General features: G+C 53.4%; 19 protein-coding genes. 13 read left to right on the top strand and 6 right to left on the bottom strand.

All coding sequences use genetic code 11. The features are described from left to right. Positions 1-15 precede the first annotated feature (15 nt). The 3 genes from Q0P86_RS11565 (at position 16) to Q0P86_RS11555 (ending at position 5,583) form a co-directional block, all read left to right on the top strand. Positions 16-1,998 (top strand): GTP-binding protein, encoded by a 1,983-nt coding sequence (locus Q0P86_RS11565; protein WP_295039595.1) that lies wholly within the window; start codon positions 16-18, stop codon positions 1,996-1,998. 409 nt (positions 1,999-2,407) lie between these two features. Then, positions 2,408-3,115 carry a hypothetical protein gene (locus tag Q0P86_RS11560; RefSeq protein WP_295039593.1) on the top strand — a complete coding sequence of 236 codons (708 nt, stop codon included), beginning with the start codon at positions 2,408-2,410 and terminating at the stop codon, positions 3,113-3,115. A gap of 29 nt (positions 3,116-3,144) precedes the next feature. Next, on the top strand, positions 3,145-5,583 hold the full coding sequence (locus tag Q0P86_RS11555) for an AAA family ATPase (protein WP_290994020.1): 2,439 nt from the start codon (positions 3,145-3,147) through the stop codon (positions 5,581-5,583). 365 nt (positions 5,584-5,948) lie between these two features. On the opposite strand, the gene Q0P86_RS11550 is transcribed toward Q0P86_RS11555, so the two are convergent. Further along, the gene (locus tag Q0P86_RS11550; protein ID WP_291023378.1) at positions 5,949-6,839 is read right to left on the bottom strand and encodes a DUF58 domain-containing protein; all 891 of its coding nucleotides are present in this window, start codon (positions 6,837-6,839) and stop codon (positions 5,949-5,951) included. A 181-nt stretch (positions 6,840-7,020) separates the two neighbouring features. Beyond that, complete coding sequence (locus tag Q0P86_RS11545) at positions 7,021-7,842, bottom strand: hypothetical protein (protein ID WP_290994024.1); 822 nt, start codon at positions 7,840-7,842, stop codon at positions 7,021-7,023. Positions 7,843-8,486: 644 nt separating this feature from the next. On the opposite strand from Q0P86_RS11545, the gene nhaA reads away from it, so the two are divergent. The 3 genes from nhaA (at position 8,487) to Q0P86_RS11530 (ending at position 11,633) form a co-directional block, all read left to right on the top strand. Then, the gene (gene nhaA, locus Q0P86_RS11540; RefSeq protein WP_290994026.1) at positions 8,487-9,848 is read left to right on the top strand and encodes a Na+/H+ antiporter NhaA; all 1,362 of its coding nucleotides are present in this window, start codon (positions 8,487-8,489) and stop codon (positions 9,846-9,848) included. A 144-nt stretch (positions 9,849-9,992) separates the two neighbouring features. Then, on the top strand, positions 9,993-10,331 hold the full coding sequence (locus Q0P86_RS11535; protein WP_295039590.1) for a GIY-YIG nuclease family protein: 339 nt from the start codon (positions 9,993-9,995) through the stop codon (positions 10,329-10,331). 582 nt (positions 10,332-10,913) lie between these two features. Beyond that, positions 10,914-11,633, top strand: coding sequence for a hypothetical protein (locus tag Q0P86_RS11530; RefSeq protein WP_295039588.1), 720 nt, complete (start codon positions 10,914-10,916; stop codon positions 11,631-11,633). A 16-nt stretch (positions 11,634-11,649) separates the two neighbouring features. Here Q0P86_RS11530 and Q0P86_RS11525 read toward each other — a convergent pair whose 3' ends face one another. The 3 genes from Q0P86_RS11525 to Q0P86_RS11515 form a co-directional block, all read right to left on the bottom strand. Further along, on the bottom strand, positions 11,650-12,714 hold the full coding sequence (locus Q0P86_RS11525; RefSeq protein ID WP_294114930.1) for an ATP-binding protein: 1,065 nt from the start codon (positions 12,712-12,714) through the stop codon (positions 11,650-11,652). Between the two features lie 133 nt (positions 12,715-12,847). Beyond that, positions 12,848-13,621 (bottom strand): sulfite exporter TauE/SafE family protein, encoded by a 774-nt coding sequence (locus Q0P86_RS11520; protein ID WP_294114932.1) that lies wholly within the window; start codon positions 13,619-13,621, stop codon positions 12,848-12,850. 107 nt (positions 13,622-13,728) lie between these two features. Next, entirely contained in the window at positions 13,729-14,874 is a 1,146-nt protein-coding gene (locus tag Q0P86_RS11515; RefSeq protein ID WP_295039585.1) for a serine hydrolase, read from the bottom strand. Between the two features lie 110 nt (positions 14,875-14,984). Here Q0P86_RS11515 and Q0P86_RS11510 point away from each other — a divergent pair, with 110 nt between their 5' ends. The 6 genes from Q0P86_RS11510 (at position 14,985) to Q0P86_RS11485 (ending at position 23,511) form a co-directional block, all read left to right on the top strand. Then, positions 14,985-17,582 (top strand): response regulator, encoded by a 2,598-nt coding sequence (locus tag Q0P86_RS11510; protein WP_295039582.1) that lies wholly within the window; start codon positions 14,985-14,987, stop codon positions 17,580-17,582. After that, positions 17,579-18,688 (top strand): BMP family ABC transporter substrate-binding protein, encoded by a 1,110-nt coding sequence (locus tag Q0P86_RS11505; RefSeq protein ID WP_294114939.1) that lies wholly within the window; start codon positions 17,579-17,581, stop codon positions 18,686-18,688. Before Q0P86_RS11510 ends, Q0P86_RS11505 begins: the two co-directional genes overlap by 4 nt. Next, positions 18,663-21,185, top strand: coding sequence for a hybrid sensor histidine kinase/response regulator (locus tag Q0P86_RS11500; protein ID WP_295039580.1), 2,523 nt, complete (start codon positions 18,663-18,665; stop codon positions 21,183-21,185). Before Q0P86_RS11505 ends, Q0P86_RS11500 begins: the two co-directional genes overlap by 26 nt. Further along, on the top strand, positions 21,185-21,718 hold the full coding sequence (locus Q0P86_RS11495; protein WP_295039578.1) for an NUDIX domain-containing protein: 534 nt from the start codon (positions 21,185-21,187) through the stop codon (positions 21,716-21,718). The genes Q0P86_RS11500 and Q0P86_RS11495 overlap by 1 nt, the downstream gene beginning before the upstream one ends. Beyond that, positions 21,718-21,957 carry a DUF1653 domain-containing protein gene (locus tag Q0P86_RS11490; RefSeq protein WP_290994042.1) on the top strand — a complete coding sequence of 80 codons (240 nt, stop codon included), beginning with the start codon at positions 21,718-21,720 and terminating at the stop codon, positions 21,955-21,957. The genes Q0P86_RS11495 and Q0P86_RS11490 overlap by 1 nt, the downstream gene beginning before the upstream one ends. A 75-nt stretch (positions 21,958-22,032) precedes the next feature. Further along, positions 22,033-23,511: an amidophosphoribosyltransferase gene (locus Q0P86_RS11485; RefSeq protein WP_290994044.1), complete on the top strand. Its 1,479-nt coding sequence runs from the start codon at positions 22,033-22,035 to the stop codon at positions 23,509-23,511. Between the two features lie 74 nt (positions 23,512-23,585). On the opposite strand, the gene Q0P86_RS11480 is transcribed toward Q0P86_RS11485, so the two are convergent. Then, positions 23,586-24,500, bottom strand: a complete 915-nt coding sequence (locus Q0P86_RS11480; RefSeq protein WP_295039575.1) for a DMT family transporter — start codon at positions 24,498-24,500, stop codon at positions 23,586-23,588. Between the two features lie 239 nt (positions 24,501-24,739). Between Q0P86_RS11480 and Q0P86_RS11475 the strand changes: the two genes are divergently transcribed. Then, positions 24,740-26,017, top strand: coding sequence for an aminotransferase class I/II-fold pyridoxal phosphate-dependent enzyme (locus Q0P86_RS11475; RefSeq protein WP_294114949.1), 1,278 nt, complete (start codon positions 24,740-24,742; stop codon positions 26,015-26,017). Positions 26,018-26,122: the final 105 nt, after the last annotated feature.

Genomic DNA, 26,122 nt, shown 5'->3' with positions numbered 1-26,122 from the left:
TACATTGAAACGTAGATGTTGCAGCCCATTCGAAATATCGCGATTCTTGCCCATGTGGATGCCGGAAAGACGACGCTTTCCGAGCGGATTCTTTTTGAGGCCGGCGAGGTGCGCAGGCCAGGCAAGGTCGAGGAAGGGCTCGCGACGATGGACTACCTGCCCGAAGAAAAGGACCGCGGTATCACTATCGAAAGCGGTGTTGCCCATTTTGAGTGGAAAAACACCTGGTTCAACTTTATCGATACGCCGGGGCATGTGGATTTCGGTGCCGAGGTGGATACCGCGCTTACGGCGGTCGAAGGGGCCGTGCTCGTGGTGAGTGCCGCGAGCGGTGTGGAAACGCAGACGGTGGCCGCGTTCCGCAAGTTGCGCGAGGCGGGCGTCCGTACTATTTTGTTTGTAAACAAGCTTGACAATCCCGACTATTCGCTGGACGAGACGCTGATCAATATCGAGGAGGTGCTGGGCGTGCGCCCGGTGCTGATGACGCTCCCCGAATACGGCGGCGGCAAGATGACGGGCGTGCTCGATGTGCTGAGCAGGAGCCGTCTGGTGCATTCTGCGTCCGGCGAGGAGGTTGTGGACGATTCCTGGCCGCAGGCGGGCGAGGTGAGCGGATCGACCGCGAAGCTCGACAAGCATTACGCCGAGGCGGTGGAATTCGCGAGCAACTTTGACGACGAGGTGCTGGGGCTTGCGCTCGAGGGGAAGGCGGTTCCTCCGAAGATGCTCCTGCGCGCCCTCAGGGAACTGGCGAAGAGCGCCGATTATGCGCTCTGCTACGCGGGTTCGGCGATGGATGGCTTCGGCGTGCGCAGCCTGGTGACGGCTCTTTCGTTCTTCTTGCCGGATGCGCCCGAGTTTGCCGAAGGCGAGCTCGGGCAGGTGATCCGCTTGCGGCATTTCAAGGGCGTGGGCGAAATTTCGCTTTTCCGCAGCCATGCCGACATGGAGCGCAAGGAGTGGCCCGCGGGTTTCGAGTTTTCGCGGCTCAAGGCGAACTTGCTGCAGCCGGTTGACGAAATCCGTTCGGGAGACATTTACGCGATGCGGTCTCCGTTCGAGACGGAACTCGGGCAGAATATATATAGCGACGGTTCGGTGACGCAGCATTCGTCGCCGGATGCGGGTGGCGATGGCGCGGCGGATCCCGCGGATGCGGCGCGCCCCTCGATTCGCGACAGGTACCAGCCCCTGCTGCAGACGCGTATCGAGTGCCTGGGTTCCGAGGATTACCTCCACGTGGAAAAGAGCCTGAATACGCTTAGCCGCATGGACCCGAGTTTCCGCGTGCAGAAAGACGATGGCGGATTCTGGTATTTGCATACGGTGGGCGAGGTGCAGCTGGACGTGCTGCTGGCCCGCCTCAAGCGCGAGTTCGGCTGCGAGGTGCGAGCGGGGGCTCCCGAGGTGCGTTGGCAGGAACGCCTCTGTCACGCGGTGGGGCCGGTAGAGAATACCTTCCAGCTCGGTCCCCATAAGATTTCTATCAAGCTTTCGGCGACACCGCTCGAGGGCGACGCCCACGACATCCGCCTTTCCGCGGAATTCCTCGAGGCGGCTCCCCGCGAAATTTTGGCGGGTGTGCGCTCTGCGCTCCTGGAATCGACCGAGGTGGGCGTGCTCGGCAAGGGGGCTCTGGTCGGCGTCCGCTTCGAGGTCCACGAATTCACCTGGACCGAAGGGGCGCTGCCGCCCATGATCAAGAAGGCCTGCGCCGATGCGGTCGTCAAGCTCATCAAGCCTGCCGATGTGCAGCTCTACGAACCCATCATGGAACTTTCGCTGGAATGCCCCGTGAATTTTGCGGGGCTCGTGACGGGCGATATCCAGTCCCGCGACGGCAAGGTGAAGGAAATCGGGGGCGACGGCAGGACGCATTTCTTGAAGGCCGATGTCCCGCTGCGCAATATCTTCGGCTATGCCACCGGAGTCCGGAGCATTAGCAAGGGGACTGCCCTCTATAGCATGAAGCTGCTCGGGTACAGGCCCGCGTGATTGCCCTGCATCGTTTTTCTTGCATGATGGGCTCGCGTAGCGTGCCCTCAAATTTTTTTGTTTTTTTCTTTTGACAATTAGAAAATAAAAGACGATAAAGTAAGTGTGGTGCGTCTTTTTGTAATTTCCGCTTTCTCCCGTCAGGAATTGAAAGAAAAATTTACAAAAGTACGACTTGCCAGAACTTGGAGAATTTTCTATCATTAATTAACTATGACGATTAGTTTTATTTCTGTTTCGAGAAAGTTGTCAGAAAGTGTCATTGGAAATTGGCTATATTTAAAAGTAGCCGCCAGTATCAAATAAAATAGTTTTTAAAGCGGGCTTTTCGCCTGTTTGGTATAAACCGTTTATCCTTTGGGAGTTCCAAAGGGGTTTTGAATTGTCGTCTTTCAAAAAAAGGAGCACTATGTACAGTCAGGAAGCCCTGTCCCTCATCAAAATCGCCCAGCTCAATCCTGCCGACCGTTCCCAGGTGGTACGCCGCCTCTGGAACATTCACGAAAAGTCCCTGATGAAGTATGCGATCCGTCTTTCCCGTACCATGGAACCGGATTTCGCCATGCGTGGCATGAACGATGCCGCCCGCCGCGACTTCCTCATGGGCGAAGTCTACGAGACCTTCGACGACGCGGTCATGCTTTATGATCCGTCGCACAAAGCCTCTTTCGTCACTTACCTCTACAACAAGGTCTATTGGAGGTTCCACGACGAAAAGTGCACCAATTCGGAACGCGCCGACCGCGAAGTGTCCTGCGACAAGATGTCGTTCGAAGAGGACATGAGCGAGGACGAAATCCTCTCGATGTGTGCCTACGGCTCCGTCGAAAATGGGGATTTGACAAATGCCGACCTTAATGACGATATAGAGTATAGAATTGAATTGAAGGAATTGATGTCGACGATGTTGGATGCACTGGGCGGTGCCAAGGAACTGCTGGATTTCTGCGAGACGCACCTTGCGACTCTCGAGCGTTGCGACCGCTACGAAGAATCCGAAACGGCGAAGGCTCTGGACTGTACCCGTGCCACGGTCTATAACCGCCTGAAGGCCATCCGCAAGCTCCTTGTAGAAAAGGGCGTCGACAAGGACTTCCGCTACTTCCTGGCGGCTTAATTCCGCAGACTGTATAAATAAAGAGGGATATGATGAAGAAAGACGATCAGTATTTTAAGAAGGTTTATCAGAACCTTAAGAAGACGGACAAGCGCTCCGGCGCAAGATCGAACAGGCTGGATTTTGCGGACCTCAAGATCCTGGAGTACTGGGTGCGCATTGTCCGTGACAGCCCCGAAAGCCTGAACAAGGAAATTGCCATCCGCCTGGTGAACGAGCCTTACCGCAGCGCCATCGTGGAAGGGTTTATCGAGACTCTCGGCGGCTACATCAAGCCGAAACGCACGGTGGCGAAAAAGAAAAAGCAACCGGTCGAGTTCAGCAATGAACGGGATTGCGATGGAATCGAAGACGAACTCTTTGACGACCTCCTCGATGTAGAAGAGGCATTCGATGATGGCGATGTCGTGATGGATACAGAATATTGCGACAGCCGTTTCTTGAGACAGATTTGCCGCTACCGTAAGGAAATCAAGCTGGGCGCCCGCGAACAGGTGACCGGGAATCTGCTCAAGACGATAGCCGATGTCGAGCCTTCTTCGATGGCGCCGTTCCTGTACAAGCGCGTGCAAAGCGTCATCTGCGAGAACTTCGAAAAGTATGCGCTCAAGATGCTCTCGCGTGGGGTCTCGGAAAACGACCGCGTCTACAAGCGCGTGCAGAAGGTCAAGGAGACCTACCGTCTGAATGACGACGAGACCGAGATGCTCGTGTACATGTGGCTGCACAATCGCGAAGATCTGCAGATCGATTCGGACGGGGAATTCTTTGGTCGCCGCCGCCGTCATTTCGGCCCGCCGAACATTACGCAGAGCATGCTCCGTGAGCTTTCCCGCGCGACCGGCCTCGACCAGGATTACGTTTCGAGTCTTTTGGGCAAGGAAGGCACGCTCCGCATGCTCAACCTGTGCGATGACGATCTGGACATTCCCCCGGAGGTGCAGGCTTACCTGAACGGCTACGGCGACAGCACGGGACTCAAGGCGTTCCGTCTTGCTGAACCGGGAACGGTCCCGTTTGCGCAGCTGCAGGGCGGAAATCCCGATGCGCAGCTTGCGCTCGACATGGTCAAGAATCATGACTACAAGCATCCGCTGAACATTTTGTTCTACGGTGTGGAAGGTTCCGGAAAGACCGAACTTGCGAAGGCGATTGCGAAGGAAGCCGGGCTCCCGCTGTGGGAAGTGAGTATCGATGCCGACAATGCGGAACCGGGACGCCGTATGGAATCGCGCACGCAGAGCCTGATGTATTACCGCGTCCGTGCGGCGATGCTTGCCAACTGGCAGTGCGAACAGGAGCCGGGCATCATCATGATAGACGAGGCGGACCTGGTGCTGAACGGATTCGAGAAGGGGAGCCTGAATCATTTCTTCGAAACGCTGCACACGCCCGTCATCTGGATTACCAATTCCCTGCACTTTACGGAAGGGAGCACCCGCCGCCGCTTCGATTTCTCGATTGCGTTCAAGGGGCTTTCCAAGGACGAACGCCTGAGTATGCTCGATTCCGTACTCAAGGCGCAGTCTGCCGAAACGATGCTTTCGCCCGAAGAAAAGCTGAAGCTCGTGGTGGAATACCCTGCGATGGCCGGCGGGTTTACGCTCGCGACGCAGCGCACGCGTGACCTGCTTGCCTGCGGTGCCGCGACCCAGGCGTACCCGACCATGGCGCGTATCCTGAAGGCGCATACGCAGCTTCTCGGAATCAAGAACGGGACGCTTCGCGACGTGGAATGTCACGCTCCGTCGTATTCGCTGGGCGGCCTCAATATCGAGGGGTCCGTCGACGAAATTATGGAGGTCGTGCAGGCTTACGATGCGGTGTGGAAGGGCCTTGACGAAAATTCAGCGCCGAACTCGCTGAACATCCTGCTCTACGGTCCTCCGGGTACCGGCAAGACGGAATTCGTGCGCCATATTGCGCGCACCTTGGGCCGCAACCTCGTGGTGCGCAAGGCGAGCGACCTTCTGGGAATGTTCGTGGGTCAGACGGAAGCGCAGATTGCCGCCGCCTTTGAAGAGGCCGAACGCACCAAGTCGATCCTGTTCTTCGACGAGGCCGACAGTTTCCTGCGCGACCGCAGCGGAGCCATGCAAGGGCACGAAGTCTCGAAGGTGAACGAAATCCTCACCCGTATGGAAAGCTTCAAGGGGATCTTCATCGCGGCGACGAACTTCGACAGTTCGCTGGATGCGGCGAGCCGCCGTCGCTTCGCGCTGAAGCTCGGGTTCGGCTACCTGAAGCCTGATGGCGTGCGTCACATGTGGGACGTTTTCTTCCCGACGCTCTCCTGTCCGGATACCGTCGCGAACCTCCCGATGCTTACGCCGGGCGATTTCAACGCGGTGAATGGCCGTCTGCGTTTCTTGCCCGAAAGTGTGCGCACGGCAAGCCGCATCGAGGCGGAACTCCGCAAGGAGCTGCAGGCGAAGGATGCGCACGCCGGCCGCACCATGGGCTTTTAGTGTGCTATGAACGCGCCGAAGGCGCCCATGCACAAACGGATGTTTGTGCATGTCGGGAGGGTCTTAGGGAGGGTTGGCCCCTCCCTTGTCATTAGACGCCGAAGGCGCCCATGCAAATAATCCGCGTTGCTGGCGAGTTTAGACTTGAGAGAAAGCGGGTTATTGAGTGCCGGGAGGAAACAACGGTCAAAAAGTCGCGCAGACAAAGTTTGCGCTCCCGTTCACACTGCGTGTGAACAAAAACCCCTCCCTTGTCTTTTACCTCGTGTTGTGGTAAGGGACCGTGTGGGCGAAAGCCTGCACGGTTTCTTTTTTTTGCGGGAGCAGCGAAAAAGCTTTAGGGAGGGTGGCCCCCTCCCTTGTCTTTATTTTCTAGCGGCTTTCGCCCTGCGTCTAAAGTGCTCAATGAGCGGGGCGACTGTTTCCTTGAAGTCGTCGTGCGTCTCGATGCGCACGAAGTCAATAGACATGCGCTGGAACAGTTCCTTGGTCGCCTTGCCCTGGCGCTTTGCCTCGCGGGCGAACGCCTCGCGGAAGGCTGCATCGCCGGTATCGATCAAGAGCGTTTCGCCGGTTTCGGGGTCTTCGAGTTCCACGAGGCCTGCAGGCGGGAGTTCCATTTCACGGGGGTCCACCACCGAGACGGCAAGCACGTCGTGGCGCTTACGGAGAATCTTGAAGGCGTTCTCGAAACCTTCGTCCAAAAAGTCGCTCATCACCACGACGACGGCACGACGGTTCAGAATCTTGCCGGCATATTCCAGCGCCACCTGCGTGTTCGTGCCGTGGTGTTGCGGCTTGAAGTAGAGGATTTCGCGGATGAGCCGCAACACATGCTTGCGGCCTTTTTCCGGCGGGATGAATAGTTCGACCTGGTCTGTATAAATTAAAAGCCCCACCTTATCGTTGTTCTTGATGGCGGCAAAGGCGAGGAGCGCGGTCAAGGTCGCCATGACCTCTCCCTTCATCTGCTTGCTGGAACCGAATTCCGAACTGCTGGACGCGTCGACCATCAGGAGCATGGTCATCTCGCGTTCTTCGATAAACTTCTTCACGTACGGCGTGCCTGTTCGTGCGGTCACGTTCCAGTCGATGGTACGCACGTCGTCGCCCGGCATGTACTCGCGGACCTCGCTGAACTCCATGCCGTTCCCCTTGAAGGAACTGTGGTAAGCGCCGGTCATCACGGTGTCGAGCGTGCCGCGAACGGAAAGTTCGATGCGGCTCACGGTCTTCAAAACTTCTTTATCTAGCATTTTCGTGTCGTGCCCTGCTGTCCAGGCCCCTATCGTCTGACGACTTAATGGTGGCTGTGCAAGATTAGCCGGGCTTCTCCTATTTTAAATAAGAATATACAAAAGTATGGGGGCGGGGAGTAATCCGCTTATGTTTGTACGGCGGGAACATTAGAAAATGCCGATGGGGTATTCCTTGCCTTCATATAAGCAACGCCCTGATGTAATGTTCGACCTGCTTCACGGAGAGCGCTTTAGCGGCTGTCTCGAAGGTGGCGATGAAATTCTTGCCGAGAATGTAGCCGCTCGCCGCATAGTGGGCAATCTTCTGGACGGTTTTCTCGGCGTAGTCTGGGTCGCTCATGAGTCCGAAGTGCTCCCAGATGATTTCTTCGCGGGAACGCTTGTCGAGGCAGGTAAAGTCGGGGTAGAGCGTGCCCCAGCCCTTGACGCTCGTGGGGTATTCGTAGCGGAAGGGGACTCCTGCGCGACTGAGCGCGTCCGCGATGATGACTTCGGACTTGGAGCGGACGCGCACGCCCGTGCCCGTGTAAAATTCGGGAGCGTTGATTTCGAAGGGCTTGCCCGTATAGGGATGATGCAGCCATGCGGCGATAAAGTCTTCGTCAGGTTCGCGCACGGGCGCAACAAGGACGCGGCGTCCCGGGTGCAGTTCGGTGTAGGTTGCGTCAAGCGCTCCTGGTCGGTAATCGGCAAGAAACCGGTCGATGGTCGAGATCTGCTTTTTGAGGGCGTCCGCCGCGTCCCTGTTGTAGTCGCGCTGGGCAATCGCCTGCGCCTTGCGAATTTCCTTGCGCGGAAGGTAGGTGCCGTTGGGCGCATCGCTTGAGTTGACAATGTAATATTGCGGACGATTGTGGTTTGTTACAACGCGAAGGTTTCCTATTGGAACATGTCTTGGCTTTGGAGGAATTTTAGCGAGCTGCTCACGGAGTAACGAGCGTTGCCTAATCGCCGCAAGAACCAGCGAGTCGTTTTGTGGAGGTGTATATTGTATTCCCATTTTTTTCCTTGTTAAAAAAAGCGCTGATATGTTGTTATGACATACCAAACGCTTGGGAATGCTGCTAATGTACAAAATAATGCAAATTTTGTCAAATGGCGTGTTTTGCCGGTCAAATGATGGCCTGACGCATTAGTGAGTTTTGGCTCCGGCTAGATGCCGCGGGCTGCTGGATGTTAATAGAAGTATATAGGGGCGAAAAGCATGGCTTTGCGGGCGATGCTTACATACTGAATTGAAAAAAGGCCGGCTCAGTATGTAAAATTTGAGTGAAGACAGGGGAAAATTGAGGTTTTTGCCCGTTCAAACCAGATTTTGAATCGCAGAACGGTCTTTTTAGAGGATGAAGTGCAGTTAATTTGTTCGGAAATTACGTACTTGGCGCCAGAAAAAATGGATTCAGTATGTAAGCACTTTTGCAAACTGCATGGAATTACATATTAAAAGCCGCTTTCGAGTCATTTAGTATGTAGCAGAGTGCGGAAGAGGGGGATAATTGTAGGTCATAGGGAATATTCACCCCCGATTTTTTTCCTTTTATCGCCAAAATCGTAGTTTTGCATCGATTTATGCTCTCGCACCTCGAAAAATTGATTATTTTGTTAGGCGCAAGGCTGAATCACTCAACCAACTAACAGGTAGCTATGTCCGCAAAAGTTACGAGCAGCGACAAGATAGAAGATTTGTTCCCGGAAACATCCATCCGCAAGATTATCACGCCGGTGGAACGCCTGATGAAGGTGGAAACGACTGGCGGTATCGTTCTGATCATCATGACGATTGCGGCTCTTTTGTGGGCGAACCTTTCTCCTGAAAGTTACCATCACTTTTGGCACCTGCCAATCGCGATGACGATCGGTAGCTGGGTGGGGTCTGCGGACCTGCACTGGTTCATCAACGATGCGATGATGACGATTTTCTTCTTCAATATCGGCCTTGAAGTCAAGGGCGAGATGACCTACGGCGAACTTAGGAACCCGAAGGCGGCGAGCCTCCCGATTATTGCCGCGGCGGGCGGTATGCTTTTCCCGGCGCTGATTTACTTGGCTCTGTGCCCGCACGGAGCAAACGGCGCCGCACACGGCTGGGGAATCCCGACAGCGACGGATATCGCGTTCGTGGTGGGCTGCATGGCGATTCTTGGAAAGAAGGTGCCGCATGCGCTCCGCGTGATGATCTTGACACTCGCGATTGCCGACGACATCGGCGCGATCTTGGTGATTGCGATTGGTTACCCAAGCGGCGATGGAATCAACTTCCTTGCGCTGAGCGCCGGATTTGCGCTGCTTGCGCTGATCAACGTGCTGTTCCGCATCGGTGTCCGCAACATGCTGTTGCACGGCGTGATCGGCATTGCCGTGTGGGCCTTCTTCGTAAAAAGCGGCGTGCACCCGACCATTGCGGGCGTGCTGCTCGGTCTCTCGGTGCCGGCAAAGCCCGTGCTCGCGAAGGGCAAATTGGCTAACTTTGCGGGAAGTGTCGGTGGCAAGCTTTCGGGCGAAACGAACGACCGCAACGAACAGTACGAAGTGTTTACGCTGCTGAAGCGCGGCGCCCGCGAAAGTATCTCGATGCAGGAACGCCTGTTCAAGCCGCTCGTGCCGTGGGTGAACTTCTTCATCATGCCGCTCTTTGCGCTCGGTAACGCCGGCGTTGAAATCAAGCTCGGTGGCGTGGAAGTGCCTGTGATGGGTGCGGTGGCGCTCGCATTAGTCTTCGGCAAGCCGATCGGCATTTTCCTGTTCAGCCTGTTGGCGGTGAAGATTGGCGTGTCGGTAAAACCGAGCTACAGCTGGAAGGTGCTGTGGGGTGGCGGCATGCTCGCGGGTATCGGATTTACGATGGCGCTCTTTGTGGCAAGCCTTGCCTTCGATGTAGGCGACCGTCAGGATTCCGCAAAGCTCGGTATCTTGCTGGGTAGCTTCTGTGCAGCGATTCTTGGCACTATCTACATGAGCATCGTGTCGAAAGCACATCACGAGTCAGAAACAGACGCTAAACCATAGGTAAATCGTCATTGCGAGGAGCATCGCGGAACCTGCCTCTAGCGAAGCATGGTGGACGCAATCTCTAGCAGAAGTCATCCTGGAGGGAGTGTAACGACCGACGGGATTCAAAATGAATAATTAAAAATGTCTCATTTCGTCTATATGCTCCGTTGTGCGGGAGACCGCATTTATACGGGGTATGCTGTCGATGTCGAAGCTCGTTTTGAACAACATAAATCCGGCCGGGGTGCAAAGTTCACCAAGGCGTTCCCGCCGGAGTGCATTCTGCGAAAATTTGAATTGAATTGCCACGAAGAGGCGCTCCGCCTGGAAGCGCGCATCAAGAAACTGCCTCGCCCGCAAAAAGAGCTGCTCGCCGTTGGCGACGAAACCCTGGCCGCGGAACTGCTCGCAGGTCTCGGCGAAACCCTTGAAGAATGCCGCGCCCGCAAACGCCGCGAAAAACGGGCGCAAAAGAATGCGGCTCGCCCCAACGTCTAAGCGGGTCTGTTTTGTCATTCCGTACTTGACGCGGAATATCCTTTTCAACCTAGATTAATGTATATTTCTATCGACATATTGAATTAGAGTAGTACTCTTGTTCCCGGTCTGGAAAATCTGGTAAATTTTTCGAGAGCGTATGCTCTGCTATCGGGGAATAGGACGAACGCTCACACCGATCGGGTGTGGGTCGTTGGGCATTTGCCCACGGTTTTTGGCTTTGCCGATATACAACCGTCGTGCTTATCGATAGCGGGTTTACCAGAGCCTCCAGACAATGAGCCGAGCGACACCATACCTTTTCTGTATTCTCGGCTCAATACAAGATCGCTGCTCACAAACTGTCTTTGACAGAGAGGTGAGAAAGATGAAAAGAAATATGCGCAAGATACTTATTGCCTTAATAGCAATGCTATGCTTAGGCTTGGCAAGCTGCGCTTACAAAGAGCAAGTTTTCAAATGTATGGACAGACATCCTGGTTGTAGATGGAATTGCGAACTCCAGTATGGATGGTCAACGCCGGATGTCCAACGAAAGGCTGCAATAGAACGCTGTTATTGGTAAAAAAAAGGAGCAATAAAATGAAGAAATTATTTTCGACATTAATTGTCTTTGCGATTATGATAATCGGTTGCGGCGACGAAACAACGGTCAAAGGCTATACGGATGAAGATGTGCAGAACATGTTCAGCATTTTTAAGGATTCCATTGTATATATCTATAAAACGGATACAGTAAGCAAAGCTTTGGATGATACAACGATGATACGGCTGATTGATTCTGTATATCATCGTGTAGAATCTTTATCAGACGAAAATCCGAGAGACACTACTATAACTTTATCTGATACAACAGAATTAGAATCAGGATATACTGTTGTTTCTAAAACATGGAAAGGCTTTGTTTATAAAGGCGTTTTTTATGAGGCCACCGCTTACCAAAGTTCTTCTGGAGTAAGTTTCCCTAATCGGTACTATAATGACGGGACAAGTAAGTATTATTGTTGGCATCAATGCGGAAGCAAAATTGCACCTGACTTTAATTCTTCATCATCTGGCTGTTGGAAAACATCTGAAGCGATGCTTCAACGATTTGACGGCTGGCGTATTTTCAATTTTGGTGATGTTATGTCGTTAGGAGAACATCTTGGAACTGTAATATCCCAAGATTCCATATATATAGCCCATACGACAGGTGTATCGTCGCGTTCAGCTAATTATTATCGAATAATGTCTAATGGTGAAATTGTTCTGACTAGTGGTGTTAAATATCTGTGCGCTTACGATTTAGCAGACAAATAAACATCAGCTCAAAATTCTAGTTTTCCAATATCCATTCGCCAAAGAATGGATCTTCGAGTTCATAAGCGTCCGTCTTGATAACATATCCCTGCTTCAGCAGGCGCTTAATAGCACTGAAAAGGGTGCTAGGCGCCACCGATCTGTCAGTCATAGGGTTTCGCCTGTTAGCAAGTTCTAGCATCACCTTGCGGTCGGTGCGATTCATACTAGCCCAGAGGCGTTCATAATCCAAGGAATGTTCCTCCACCTGCCTCTTTATGGCGTAAGCCACAGGATTGTCTTTAATTTTGCCATACTCAATTGCATTATAGACTGCAGCTGAAAGCTGTTGCGTATAATAGGGGTGAACATCCGTGAATTTCAGGATTTCCTCGGTGATGGCAGCCTTCTTCGCGGCAGGCATATTGGGCAGACGACTTTCAACATAGGAATAGAAATCCTCGTACGGAATTTTCTTCAGGTTCATGCGCTCGCCAAAATGAAAAAACGGAGATTTTTTCTTTTCGAATATTTCCTCCATCATAGATTCCTGGCTACCCATAAACACGTAATTCAGTCCACTTTGCCGTTGCATGATAGCACGTAGCTGCCTTGCTAGATTTTTGTCTATGGAGTTCACCTCCTGGAATTCATCGAACGCCACGATAAGTCGGTTCTTTGCAGAAGACACCTTCTCCAATAGCTCCAAGGAATCTTCCAGCATAGCAGATTGCTTTCCTACCGAGGGGACAAAGCTCACGTCCATGCCTTCGGTCACCGGATTGTAGGAGAGCGTGGGCACAATTCGAAAAAACTTCATAAGATGCTTGATTTTTTCGAACTTGTGTATCCGAAACACTTGGCGCAAAATTTGGGCGGCAAGGTCCTCCACATTCAGGACCTTCATGAAGTCTATGGTTATGGACGGACGACCAAGTTGTTGAAGCGCCTTTGCCACCAAACTGCTCTTGCCGAATCTGCGAGGCGATATTAACACCAGATGATTCTCGCTATCCAGCATCTGCTTAATCTGCATAAGCTCGTTCACGCGATCTGTGAAATAGTCGTCTTCCACAATGGTTCCAAATTTGAACGGATTCATGGGATGTCCTATGCGAAAAAAATCAATGCGAAAAATTTCGCATTACCATTTAATATAACACATTTTCGGCTTTTTTGCAATACGGCATCGATAATAACTGCAAAAAACAGTCAAAAACGCAAACTAATCGACACTATTTCACAATCAAGTCCACCACGAGCGCGATGGCCATGGCGATGCTGCAAATGCTGATGAACCGCTGGATGAACTTGTTGCCCTTCTTGCGCTGCAAAAAGCTGCCGAAATAGCCGCCGACCCAGGCGCCGCCGGCCATCAGGGCGGCAATCGCCCAGTCGATTTTCCCGTTAAGTCCAAGCGCGATGGTGCTCACCAGCAGGAACACGTTGGTGAGTGAATTCTTGAGTGCGTTGATCTCTATCGGCGAAAGGCCCGTGTAGCGCGTGAGGCCGAAAATTTGTACGAAGCCCACGCCGACTTGCACGATGCAACCGTAGACGGCAATGGCGAAAAAACCGAGGGCTCCCTTGAGTGTGAGCTTTTCGGGAGGCGCTGCAGGGGGCTTGCCCAGGACATCTTTTCGCAGGTTGCTCATGACTACCACCAGGCAGATGACCACGGCGAGAATCGCCTGGAAAAGCTTGTCGCCGATGTGCACCAGGAAACAGGCTCCGACAAGCGCCCCGATCAGCGTGGGGGTGAGCAGCTGCAAAAAGAGCCGCATGTTCAGGTAGCCGTGACGCGCCAGATTGAAGGCGCTGCTGAAGTTTCCGATGATGAGCCCGATGCGGTTCGTGCCGTTAGCCACGGTGGCGGGAAGCCCGAGAAAAATCATCAGCGGAAGGCTCAGTGTTGAACCGCCGCCCGCGATGCTGTTGATAAGGCTCACGACAGCGCCCAGCACGAAGTAGGCGGCGTAAAGGGCGATATGTGCGGCGTCAAGTTCCATTGCAGCTGTAAATGTAGAAAAATGGATTTCGGCGGAAGGCTTTTCGGCCCTTCGGCAAACTCACTTCGACAAGGCTCGGTGCAGGCTGGTGCCTTGTAAAGTTTATGCTACCCGAAGAAGGCGTCGCTGAGTTTTGCGCGGAAGGCGTGGATGCGGTCGGCGTTCGCTTCGCGGTGCGGGTAGGTGAAGTTGCTGAGAAGCACAACGGCGGCACCCTGGTCGGGGTCGGCGACGATGCTTGCGCCGGTGAATCCGGTTTTGCCGAAGGTGCGCGGCGACACATGTGTCCCCATGAACTTTTCGCTGTTCAGTTCCCAGCCGAGGGCGGTGCAGGCGTTTTTTGCGGTGGAGTACTTGCTTGCCGAATCGAGTGCAAAGGCGTTTTCGCTCACCATCTTCAGGATGCCTGCAGGGGCGACCCGCGCGCATTCCGTGATGCGGCCCGTTGCACCTTGCGCGCTTTTTTTTGCGCTGTCGGTTGCGTTAGCCGGGCCGCCCGGCACATTCGTGACGCCGTCGTTCAAAATCATCTGTACGAAATTCAGAAGGTCGGGCACGCAGCTGAACATGCCAGCGCTACCCACAGGGAAAAGTTTCCGCAGGACCCAGGCGCTTTCGTCGTGGATTTCTCCGCAGATTTCGCGGCCCCTGAAACTGCAGATTTCCGTCGGCGAAATTTCGCTTTTGGGAATCGGATTCCAGTCGCGTGTGAGCGGATCCCAGCCGGAGCGCGTCATGCCGAGCGGAATAAAGAAACGCTCGCGGCCCTGCTGCTGCAAGTCCTTGCCCTTGAGCCGCTGCAGGATGATTCCGAGTAGCACACTGGCGGGGTTGCCGTAGTTGAAGTCTGCGCCGGGAGCCTTTTCGAACTGGTACGTATAAAGTGCGTCGAGGATTCCTTCGGCTGGGAGCGTGCGCAGCGTCTTCATGGGCACGCGGTAGTCGAGGCTATGGGTCAGCAGATGGAATATGCGAATATCTTCGTGGTAGTTTGTCTGTAATTCGGGGATGTAGTCGATGACCTTCGTGTCCACTGACAGCGACCCTTCCAGGATATAGCTCAGCGCAAGTGTAGACGTTGGGCACACCTTGGTAAGGCTTGCGATGTCGAATACCGTTTTTTCGGGCGTGTCGAGTGTCAGAACCTCGCGGCTTCCGTCAGGTAAAATGAACCCGGCGACCGCCTTGTTGAAAATGCCTTCGGTTTCTGCTACCTTGAGCAGGCCTTCCAATTTTTCCCTATTGAACTTCATACCCTTAAAATATAAAACCTTTCCTTAAAATGTCGCGTATTGGGGGCTAAATCCATCTTATTCGGTTGCGGTCGTTTGCATTTCGTTTTTAAATCTTATATTTTGAAGGTATGCTTTTCCAAAAGATTGAAAAAGAGCAAACGCTTTGGCTGCGTTACGGCATTGTCCTTTTGATAGTGTCGATCATTGTCGTGTCGACGGTGTCGTACCTTGTTCGTGCCTATACCGTCCCGGCCAAGGCGAATATCTTGCAGTCGTGTGCTTTCTTGAACAAGAAGGATGCTTTCGCGGTAGAGAACTTCCTGGATCGCGAAGAGTCCGTTTTGAAGATGGCTAGCCGCGTGGCCAATCTGCTGGTGGAGAATCATGCAGTTTCGGGGCAGATCGAGTCGCTGAAGACCCGGACCAGGGAAGAAAATCCCCGCTTTGACGACCTGTATGGTTTTATCAACGGAAAGCCGTATGGCAAATATCCTTTGGCGGATTCCGTCAACCCTGCTAGTGAACCGTGGTTCCAGGGGGCCTTGCTCGCCCATGGTGATATTGCGCGGATTCCGATTCACAAGGGCAAGGAATCGATGGTCGTCTTGAGCAAGCGACTTTCCGATATGAAAAGCGTTATTGCGCTGAATGTGAATCTGAGCGCACTACGAAACTTTGTCAATCCTTGGACATTGCCCAGCATCTGGATGATCATGGATGAGCAGGGACTCATCATTGCGCATAGCATTGTGGCAAACCAGGGGCTCAATTATTCATCCTCCGAATTCTGGAATAATGACGAAAGAAAACTTGCCGACCAGGTCACCTCATCCTCGAATGAAGCCCCGGGCGAAAAACAGTTCCTGCTCAATTACGATGGTGTCGACTACCAGGTTTTTTCTACACCGATCAAAGGCAGTTGGTTCATGGTCCGGATGGTTGAAAATAAAGTGCTGTGGAACGAAATGTACTGGACCGTTTTCAAGGGAATAGCCGTTGTCGTGTTGCTGTATGTACTGATGATTCTGTTGATGTCGCTCAGCTTGATGAACCGATTCAGGGCGATTCGTGTAAGCCAGGCGAAAAGCGGATTCTTGACTAATATGAGTCGTGAAATCCGCACTTCGATAACGGGGCTGCTCGGCATGAATTCCATCGTGATGAAGGAAGTCCGGGATGACGGGCTCAAGGAATACCTGAAGAATATCCAGAATACGGGACAGGGGATCCTGTCGCTTGTGAATGACGTCCTGGATGTCTGCAGGATTGAATCGGGTAAGATGAGCATCGTCTCAATGGAGTACGACATCTTTTCGGTGCTGGCGGACTGTTACAGCGCCAACGAACAGAAGGCGTCGGCAAAGAAGTTGCGCTTTACGGTGGACTGCAATCCGGATATCCCGTCAAGCCTGTGGGGCGACGAGAACCGGATTCGCCAGATTATCAACAACCTGCTTTCGAATGCGATCAAGTTTACCGAAGTGGGCGAGGTTACCTTGCTGGTGAATTACGAGAACCTTCCTCCAGTGGGAACGCTGAAATCCGACGAGTACGTGATGCTTTCGTTTACGGTCAAGGATACGGGAACCGGCATCAAGAAAGACGAGCTGGGCTTGATTTTCAATAAATTCGCTTCGCAGAATATGGATGATCCCTCCGAAGGAATTGGTCTCGGCCTGTGCTTGACCAAGGAACTCGTAGAAAAGTGCGGGGGCCAAATTACGGTGAACAGCCGCCTGGGAGAGGGCTCCTCCTTTACGGTCAGGATTCCGCAGCTCGTGCTGAATATCGAACCGATGGGCGATTTTGCCCTGAGGTACAGGGGCCTTGGCCGCAAGAGGGGCGACTTTTCGGGGATTTTCCTTGCCCCCGAGGCGCGCATCCTGATCGTGGACGATGTCGAGTTGAATCTCAAGGTGCTCCGTGGGTTCTTGCGGCGGTTCAAGGTCCAGGTGGACGTGGCGGTGAGCGGCGCGCAGTGCCTGAAGCTTGCGCAGTCCAAACATTACGACTTGATTTTCCTGGATCACATGATGCCGGTGATGGATGGCGTGGAAACGTATCGCAGGTTGAAATCCCTGGACAACGTCATCAACAAGGATACGCCGGTCATCGCGCTCACTTCGGAAGGTTCCAACGAAGTCAGCGAATCGTTCCTGGTGATGGGTTTTGCCGATTATCTGCCCAAGCCGATCAAGGAGCGTGACTTGCAGCGGGCGCTCAAGTGGTATTTGCCGAAGCAGCTTGTCCTTTCGGGCGAAGACATCCAGGAGGTCGCCGGAGTCCAGACTTCTGTTGACACGATACAGCTCCCCATGCCCGCACCGACCTTTAATGACGAAATCGAACTTCTGCAAGTGACGGTGAATCCCTACGAAAAGCTCGCGCCCTTCAAGGATTGCCTGGATATCAAGGCCGGCCTGGAATACTGTGCCGATGACAGCGATATCTATATCGAAATGTTGCAGGAATTCATTGCGTCTCCGCTTCACCGCAATGTGGAAACCTGTTTCAGGAACGAGGACTGGGAAAACTACATTTTCTATATGCACGTCCTCTCTGGTTCCTCATCGGCAATCGGTGCTATCAGCATGACGGAGAAATTCCAGAATCTTGAAAACGCCTGTCGGGAATCCCGTATGAACATGGTCCGTGAAAATCACGACCTGGTGATGGCCTTGCATGCAGAACTGGTTCGCAATATCCAGAAGGGGTTGGAAGGATGATTAGGTGGCTAATCACATTGTCGATCGTGGTGTCTGCGATTATTGTGGCGGTTATAGTCGTATACGATTATGATTCCGGTGGCAAGGATTCGCGGAAAAATATGTGTGTTGCCATGATCATGAGGGGAGTCTGTAATGATCACAGCTGGAACGAGTCGCATTGTAAGGCCATAGAGAACGTGGCTCAACGCCTAAACCTGAATGTGGCGTATTACGAAAATACTCCACCCGATTCCACGGCGTACAACAATATGGAAAAGGCGATTGCCGATGGCGCCGAAATCGTGATTGCGAACTCGTTTGATTTCGGTGCGGCTGCGATGTCGGTTGCCAAGAAACATCCGAAGGTCAAGTTCCTGCATGCGGCGGGGGTGCGGTCAGGGGCGAACCTGTTGACTTATTATGGACGCATCTACCAGATGCGCTATCTTTCCGGAATCGTGGCTGGACTTAAGACCAAGACGAACGAAATCGGTTATTTGGCTTCCTTCAAAATTTCCGAGGTGGTCCGCGGGCTGGATGCATTTACGCTCGGGGTCCAGAAGGTGAACCCGCAGGCGAAGGTATTTGTGAACTGGACGCATTCCTGGTCAGATGAATCGATGTCGGCGGAAGCGATGCATAGCTTGCTGAGGGCGCACAATATAGACGTGCTGACGGTGCATCTGGATGCCCTTTCCCCGTATGAAATCGCCGACGAGAAGGGAATCTGGATCGTGGGTTACAATATGGACAATTCCTCGCATTTCCCGAATCATTTCTTGACCGCTCCCGTGTGGCACTGGGAAAATTTTTACGAGTCGCGGATTCGCGACATCTTGTCCGGCAACTTTGTTTCGGGAAGGTCCTGGCTCGGGATGGAAAGTGGCGTGGTGGATCTTGCTCCGCTGTCGGCCCATGTTGACGAAGAAATTTCTAAGATAGTGGCCCATGAAAGGGAAATGCTTGCTAAGAGTCGCTACGATGTGTTCTGGGGACCGATTGTCGACAGTCACGGAAACGTTCGCGTAGAAAAGGGCGAATGCATATCCGACGAAGATTTGCTTGAACATTTTGACTGGTATGTCAAGGGAGTATACGATGGAATTAAATCCCAGAAGTACTAAGGTCAATATAGAGCTGGTGGTCTGGATGACCATCGTCGTTTTCGCCCTCTGCATTGTTTGCATTTTGTTGAGGGTGAAACTGGAAAGTTTTTTGGACCAGTATGAAGCTCGGCAGGTCTTGCAGAAGTCGACTCTTGTCGCTGAACTCGCGAACGAGAAATTCCGTGTCCGCCTAAATGCGCTGGAAGGCATGGCGCGGCATATCGAGAGGCACTCCGACCTGGGAGGAGGCATTGTCGGCCTGGATCTCGATATCAAGAACTACAATTACGGCCTGCTGTCGCTCGGTGACGGTTATTTCGAGGGAGACACATTGACTGGGGTGACCATGGATGAATTTGGTTGCCTGGCCGAAGCGTTGCACGGCGCGAAGACTTTCTGCTACCGCCAGGGAAAGGGCCTGCTTTTTGCGGTCCCTGTCTACCATAATCGAAATATCCGCAATATCCTTTACAAGCTGTATCGTGAAAAGGGGGTGGATGATTTCTTTGACGACAACTGCATCTCCGAAAGATGCTACATGGTGGTGCTGGATAGTAGCGACTATCCAGTCATTGAGTCCAAGAGAGGCAACTGGAAAAACGATTCCGGCTGGCGTGAGTTGGATTACACGAGGATTTATGAACGGCTGAATCTGCGCGACCGCTGGACGGGAGCCATGGTTGTCAGTGAAAATGTGGGCGGTGAACTCTACTATTTCTACCGTGCGAAACTCGGCTACCGTGGATTCTCTCTCGTGGGGATGGAGCCGAAATCCAAGGTTGGCGCCGGGCTTAACCGGATTCCGTTCCTGGTATTCTGTGTCGTCGGAATGCTGGTTGTTCTTTTCGTGTTGGGGATATTCGCCTGCTTTTTTATAGATCGTAAACGGAGGGAACGACACCGTCAACGCAAGGAAGCCGATCCTGTTGATGACCCGTATCAGGAACGGCTTTCGCTTTTGCGCAATGCGGGAACCGAGATGCGCGCCCCCTTGTCGAGTATCCTCGCGATGAATTCGGTGATTGCCAAGGAAAACCATGACCCCGCCTTGAAGGATTATACCCGAAATATCTCTGGCGCCGGGCAGTGGCTGCTTTCTCTTGCGGATGACCTGGAAGATATCGCGAAGGTTGACTTGAATTCGTTGGAAATAACGTCGACGGAATACGACCTGTTCGCGGTACTTAGCGGTTGCTTGACGGCAGCGGATAGCGTGAACAAGACGAAAAATTTTGAGCTGAAGGTCAATAGCCGAATACCGTCGCGGTTGATTGGAGACGAGATCCGTGTCCGGCAGATTCTGGGCAATATCTTCTTCAATGCCGAAAGGTTCTCGTCGGGGGCGGTGGCGGATATCTTCGTCGATTACGAACGCGTTGCCGAGGACGGCGAATGGGACGGCCGCAAGATCAACCTGATTATCAAGGTCCCTGATTCGGGTAGCGGCTGGACGGGAATCGGATTGACTCTGGTGAGGCGGTTAGTTCTCTTGATGCGGGGGGAATTGAAGCTGAACGCCTTGCTGGACGACAAGCCCGCCTTTATGATTGTCTTGCCGCAACAGGTTGTGAGAAACGAGCCTGTAGGGGATTTCAAGCGGCGTTACGACGAATTGCAACTGTCGTCGCGGAACAGCACACGGTATTTCTGTGCATCGACGGCGTCTGTCCTCGCGGTCGATTCCATGCTCATGAACCTGCGCGTGATGGGCGGTATGCTCAAGGAAACGGAAATCCACATGGATGCCGTGGATAACGGGATGGAAGCGCTCGAAAAGTTCAAGCGGAAACATTACGATATCGTGTTCCTGGACCACGCGATGCCCGTGATCGACGGAATGGATCTTTTCACGATGATGAGCGGCCTCGCGGACCACCCGAACAAGGATACTCCCATCGTGATGCTGACGGCGAACAGCGAGATGATTGCAAGGGAGGTGTGCAAGAAGATCGGGTACGCCGATTTCTTGACGGAGCCAGTTCGTGAGGAATCGTTGTTTGCGATGCTCCTGAAATTCCTGCCGAAGGATATGGTGCAGTGGTTCGATGTAGTCCCCGAAGAAGAAGTCAGGAATGAAGAACTGCAGGAGGATACTCCTGTCGCTCCTCCGCGTAAGCGGCAGGAAGTTTTGGCGACGGCGACACCGGAAACGCCGATGCTTCCGGACGACCTGGAAAACCTGATGACGACAGGTTTGGTCGATGTGCTCATTGGATTGGAATGTTGTCAGATGAACGAGGCGATTTACCGTAAGAGACTGATGGACTTTTCGTCGTACCACGCGGATGTTATCTTGAATTCTTACTTCAAGGCGGAAGATTTCGAGAGTTACCGATTGCTGGTGCGTTCGCTGAAGAGCAAGGCTCTGTATATCGGTGCGGTAGAAATATCGAGTATCAGCAAGACGCTGGAATTCGCTTGCAACGAAGGCGACTATGATTTTGTCCGTAATCGTCATGGCGAGCTGATGCAGAAATATCGCCAGCTGATGCAAATCTTCAAGGAGCTTTTCTGATGGAAGAACAGATCGACGTATTGAATGCAGACGGGACTCCGGCGGGTTTCTCTTGCGGACGCGGCAAGGTGCATGCCGAGGGCCTTTGGCACCGGACGGTGCATATCTGGGCGTTCGATTCGAACAGGCGTATCCTGTTCCAGCTGCGGAGCCGCGTCAAGGAAAATAATCCGGGGCTTCTCGATACGAGCTGTGCCGGGCACATTTCGGCAGGGGATTCCAGCGTGAACGCCGCCGTGCGCGAACTCCGGGAAGAACTGGGCGTGCACAAGAGTTCGCGCGACCTCGAATATCTATTCGAGGCCAAGCACGAAAGCGTGCTTAACGGCGGCTCCTACCTCGACAACGAGTACTACGACGTCTACCGTATCACGCTTTCCGAGGACGAGATAAAGTCGCTCGTGCCGCAACCGGGCGAAGTGGACGGCTTCGTGTGGATGACCCGCGAGGAATTCTTCGCGAAGCACAAGCTGCATCCCGAAAAATTCGTGGAACATCCGAAAGATTACTGCTGGCTTGAGGAGAATGCCTGATGTCGAAGGCGATTGCCGGTCACCGTTACCGCCACTACAAGAAAGAGACGATGCTCTATACCGTGGTGTCCGCCGATGCGCTTGACTGCGAGTCGGTGAAGCCGCTGGTCGTTTACCGTAGCGAGTACGAAACCCCCGACCACCCGAAGGGTACGCTCTGGGTGCGCGACCGGAACGATTTTGAAAGTAAAGTCCTGCTGCCCGACGGCTCGACCGTGGACCGCTTCACCGAAATATGAAAAAAAGTGTATTGCAGGGCACCTAAAATTTCTAACTTTTAGCGAAACAGAATCCCTTTTTGACAAGGAGTCTTTATGGGCGGCTTTTGCGGTGTTGTTTCTAAAGAAGACTGTGTAAGTGATCTCTTTTTTGGAACCGACTACCATTCACATCTTGGAACCCATCGTGGCGGTATGGCAGTCTTGAATCCGAGCGGTAAATTCCATCGTTCGATTCACAATATCCAGAACACCCCGTTCCGCAGCAAGTTCGAACACGACCTCGCCGCGTTTTCGGGCAAGGTGGGTGTCGGTGTCATTTCCGATACGGATCCGCAACCGCTCGTGATGACCTCTAAGCTGGGCACGTTTGCCATTGTTACCGTCGGTCTCATCTCGAACATCGAGGACCTGAAGAACGAACTCTTCAAGAACAACTGCATGCAGCTCCAGTATTCGACGACCAGCGGAATGGTTGGCCCGACTGAAGTGGTGTCGGCGCTGATTGCCACGCGCGATTCGGTTGTGGACGGCCTCAAGTATGTCCACGAAAAGGTGAAGGGCAGCTGCTCGGTGCTCCTGATGGACAGCGAAGGAAAGTTCTACGCAAGCCGCGACAAGTGGGGCCGCACGCCGATTGTTCTCGGCAAGAAGGACGGCTCGATGATTGCCGTGCAGGAAAGCTGCGCACTCCACAACCTCGGTTACGACTACGTCCGCGACATGGGCCCCGGTGAAATTGTCGAACTCACTCCGGATGGCGACAAGACACTCGTCGCTCCTGGCAAGAAGATGGCCATCTGCTCCTTCCTCTGGGTCTACTACGGTTATCCCGCTTCCAGCTACGAAGGCCGCAATGTCGAAATGACGCGCTACCGCTGCGGTTCCGCTCTCGCCAAGAGAACGCCGACCGAAGCCGATGCCGCCTGCGGTATTCCTGATTCCGGCACCTCTCACGCATTAGGTTATGCGCACGAGGCCGGCATCAAGTTTGCACGCCCCTTTGTCAAGTATACGCCGACCTGGGCTCGCTCCTTTATGCCGCAGGACCAGAAGCAGCGCGAACGCGTCGCCTCGATGAAGCTTATCCCGATTCCGGGGCTCATCAAGGACCGTCGTCTTGTGTTCTGCGACGATTCCATCGTGCGCGGCACGCAGCTCGGTAAGCAGGCCCTGAAGCTCTATTCGCTAGGCTGTAAGGAAACGCACATGCGTATCGCCTGCCCGCCGCTGGTTTACCCCTGCAAGTTCATCAACTTCTCCCGTTCCAAGAACGAGTACGACTTGATTACGCGCCGCTACATCCGCGACAAGGAAGGCGAAAACGCCGATATCGAAAAGTACACGAACCCGGATGGCGAAGAATACAAGGGGATGGTCGAATACATCCGCCAGAAGCTCAAACTGACAACGCTCGCCTTCCAGCGCATCGACGATGTTATCGCGGCCATCGGTCTTCCCGAAGACCAGCTCTGCACCTACTGTTGGAGCGGCAAGGACTTCGCCGAGACGGGGGACTGCTACCATTGTCCCTGCCACTGCGGCGAAAATTCGGACAAGAAGGACAAGGAATAGCCTTTCCTCTTTCCCGTTTTTATAAGGTTTTGCCCGGTTCAAAGCCGGGCATTTCCTTTTTTATTTTCGCTTGATTATTTCCGCTTGAATTGCGCGAGGACTATCCCTGCGACAATGGCGATTGCACCTGCGATGGCGACGGCCGTGATATGCTCGCCGAGGGTGATGGCCGCGGTAACGGTCGTAATCAGCGGGATGGCGTAGGCGTAATTGGTGGCGAGTATGGTTCCGATTTGTTTTAATACTTTATTCCAAATAAGGTAGCCGAACAGCGAAGAAAATACCGTGAGGCAGAGGAAATTGAGCGCAACGACGGGCTCCGCGAAGTTCTGCCATGGAATCTCGCGCCCCTCGATAAGCATGATGAAAAGCGAAGTGATGCTTCCGTAAAAGAACATCTTTCGCGTGATGAACAGTGCGGAGTACTTATCGTTCAGCTGCCGCACCACAAGAGAATAGACGGCCCACATGATTGCGCCTCCGAACGCGATGAAGTCTCCGACGGGAGAAAGCTTGAGGACGAATTTTCCGTTCAGCACGACGAGTACCATGCCGGTAAACGTTAGGAGGCATCCTAGGATTTGTCGCTTGCCGAGGCGTTCGCTCTTGTAGAAGATTCCGCCGAAAATCATGGTCAGGAGTGCGCTGGAACAGACGATGAGCGAGACGTTGCTCGTGGGCGAAAGCGTAAGGGCTGTATTTTCTGTCCAGAAATAGAGCGTGCATCCGGTGATGCCGCAAATAAACAGGAGGAGTTCGTGCTTCCAGCTTTCGCAACGGAACTGGCGGTGCCTTAACGCAAGGAGTATCAGGTAGGTGACGGCGAAACGTAGCGCGAAAATCTGTACCGCCGAAAAACCGTGGTTCAAAAGAACCTTGGTGCTCACGAAACTTGTGCCCCAGAACGTGATGGTGACGATGGCGAGCAAGTGCCACGGCGCCGTACCATGGAGAAGTCTCGGGGTGTAGTTTTTGCTAAGGGGGAGCATCGAGCGCAAATATAGAAACCGCGTGGAGAAGTTCTGCTTTTCTGATCGGGGATGTTTCGCGCATAAAAATGGTCTTTTTGTTTGCGTTATAGTTTTTTGTTATAACTACCTATAAGTTTGAGCTAATAACGGGGTGGCTTTTTACATTTTTTTTCTTTGATTATCACTTTTTTATAGACTTGGTTATAGGATCTATCTATATTGAACTTCATAAAAATTTTAGGAAAAAGGATAAAGAAATGTCCAAGATCGAAACTTTGTGCGTCCAGGGCGGCTGGCAGCCGAAAAACGGCGAACCGCGCGTCCTCCCCATCTACCAGAGCACCACTTTCAAGTACGAGTCCAGCAACGCCATGGCCGACCTGTTCGACCTGAAGGCTAGCGGCTACTTCTACACGCGCCTGCAGAACCCCACCAACGATGCCGTGGCGTCCAAGATTGCGGCGATGGAAGGCGGTGTGGCAGCGATGCTCACCAGCTCCGGTCAGGCGGCGAACTTCTTTGCCGTGTTCAACATCTGCGAGGCGGGCGACCACTTCATCAGCACCAGCGCTATTTACGGTGGTACCAGCAACCTCTTCAGCGTCACCATGAAGAAGCTCGGCATCGAATGCACGTTCGTTGACCAGGATGCCAGCGACGAGGTAATCGAGAAGGCTTTCCGCCCGAACACCAAGTGCTTCTTCGGTGAGACGGTGGCAAACCCGGCCGGCAAGATTTTGGACCTCAAGCGCTTCGCGGACATCGCACACAAGCACGGCGTGCCGATGATCGTGGACAACACGTTCCCGACTCCGATTCTCTGCCGCCCGATTGAATTCGGCGTTGACATCGTGACGCATTCCACCACCAAGTACATGGACGGTCACGCCATGGCCGTGGGTGGCTGCATCGTGGATAGCGGTAACTTTGACTGGGAAGCCCATCACGACAAGTTCAAGGGCCTCACCGAACCGGACCCGAGCTACCACGGTCTTGCCTACACGAAGGCTTTCGGCAAGGGTGCCTTCATCACGAAGGCTACGGCCCAGCTCATGCGCGACCTCGGCAGCATCCAGGCTCCGCAGAACGCGTTCCTCCTGAACGTGGGTCTTGAAACGCTTCACCTGCGCATGCCGCGCCACTGCGAAAACGCTCTCGCCTGCGCGAAGTTCCTGCAGAACCACCCGAAGGTGGCCTGGGTCGACTACGCGGGCCTCGAGGGCAACAAGTACCACGAACTCGCCAAGAAGCAGTTCAAGGGCGGCCTCCCCTGCGGCGTTCTCACCTTCGGCATCAAGGGTGGCCGCGAAAAGAGCATCCAGTTCATGGACAGCCTCAAGATGGTTTGCATCGTGACTCACGTGGCCGACGCCCGCAGCTGCGTGCTGCACCCGGCAAGCCACACGCACCGTCAGCTCAGCGACGAACAGTTGATCGAGGCAGGTGTCGCTCCGGACCTGATCCGCTTCAGCGTGGGTATTGAGAACGTCGAAGACATCATCGCTGACCTTACGCAGGCTTTGGATAAAGTGTAAGTTTTTTTTTGTATAAAATAAATTCAAGGGAGCCCCTTGTCAAGGGGTATCCTTTATTGTCCAAAAAATGGTTAAAACCCTGCACTTTCAGTGCAGCGACTTTCA

Source organism: uncultured Fibrobacter sp., assembly GCF_946062555.1.
GTDB lineage: Bacteria > Fibrobacterota > Fibrobacteria > Fibrobacterales > Fibrobacteraceae > Fibrobacter.
Note: the sequence above shows the minus strand (reverse complement) of the source record. Positions and strands in the feature narration are given on the sequence as shown.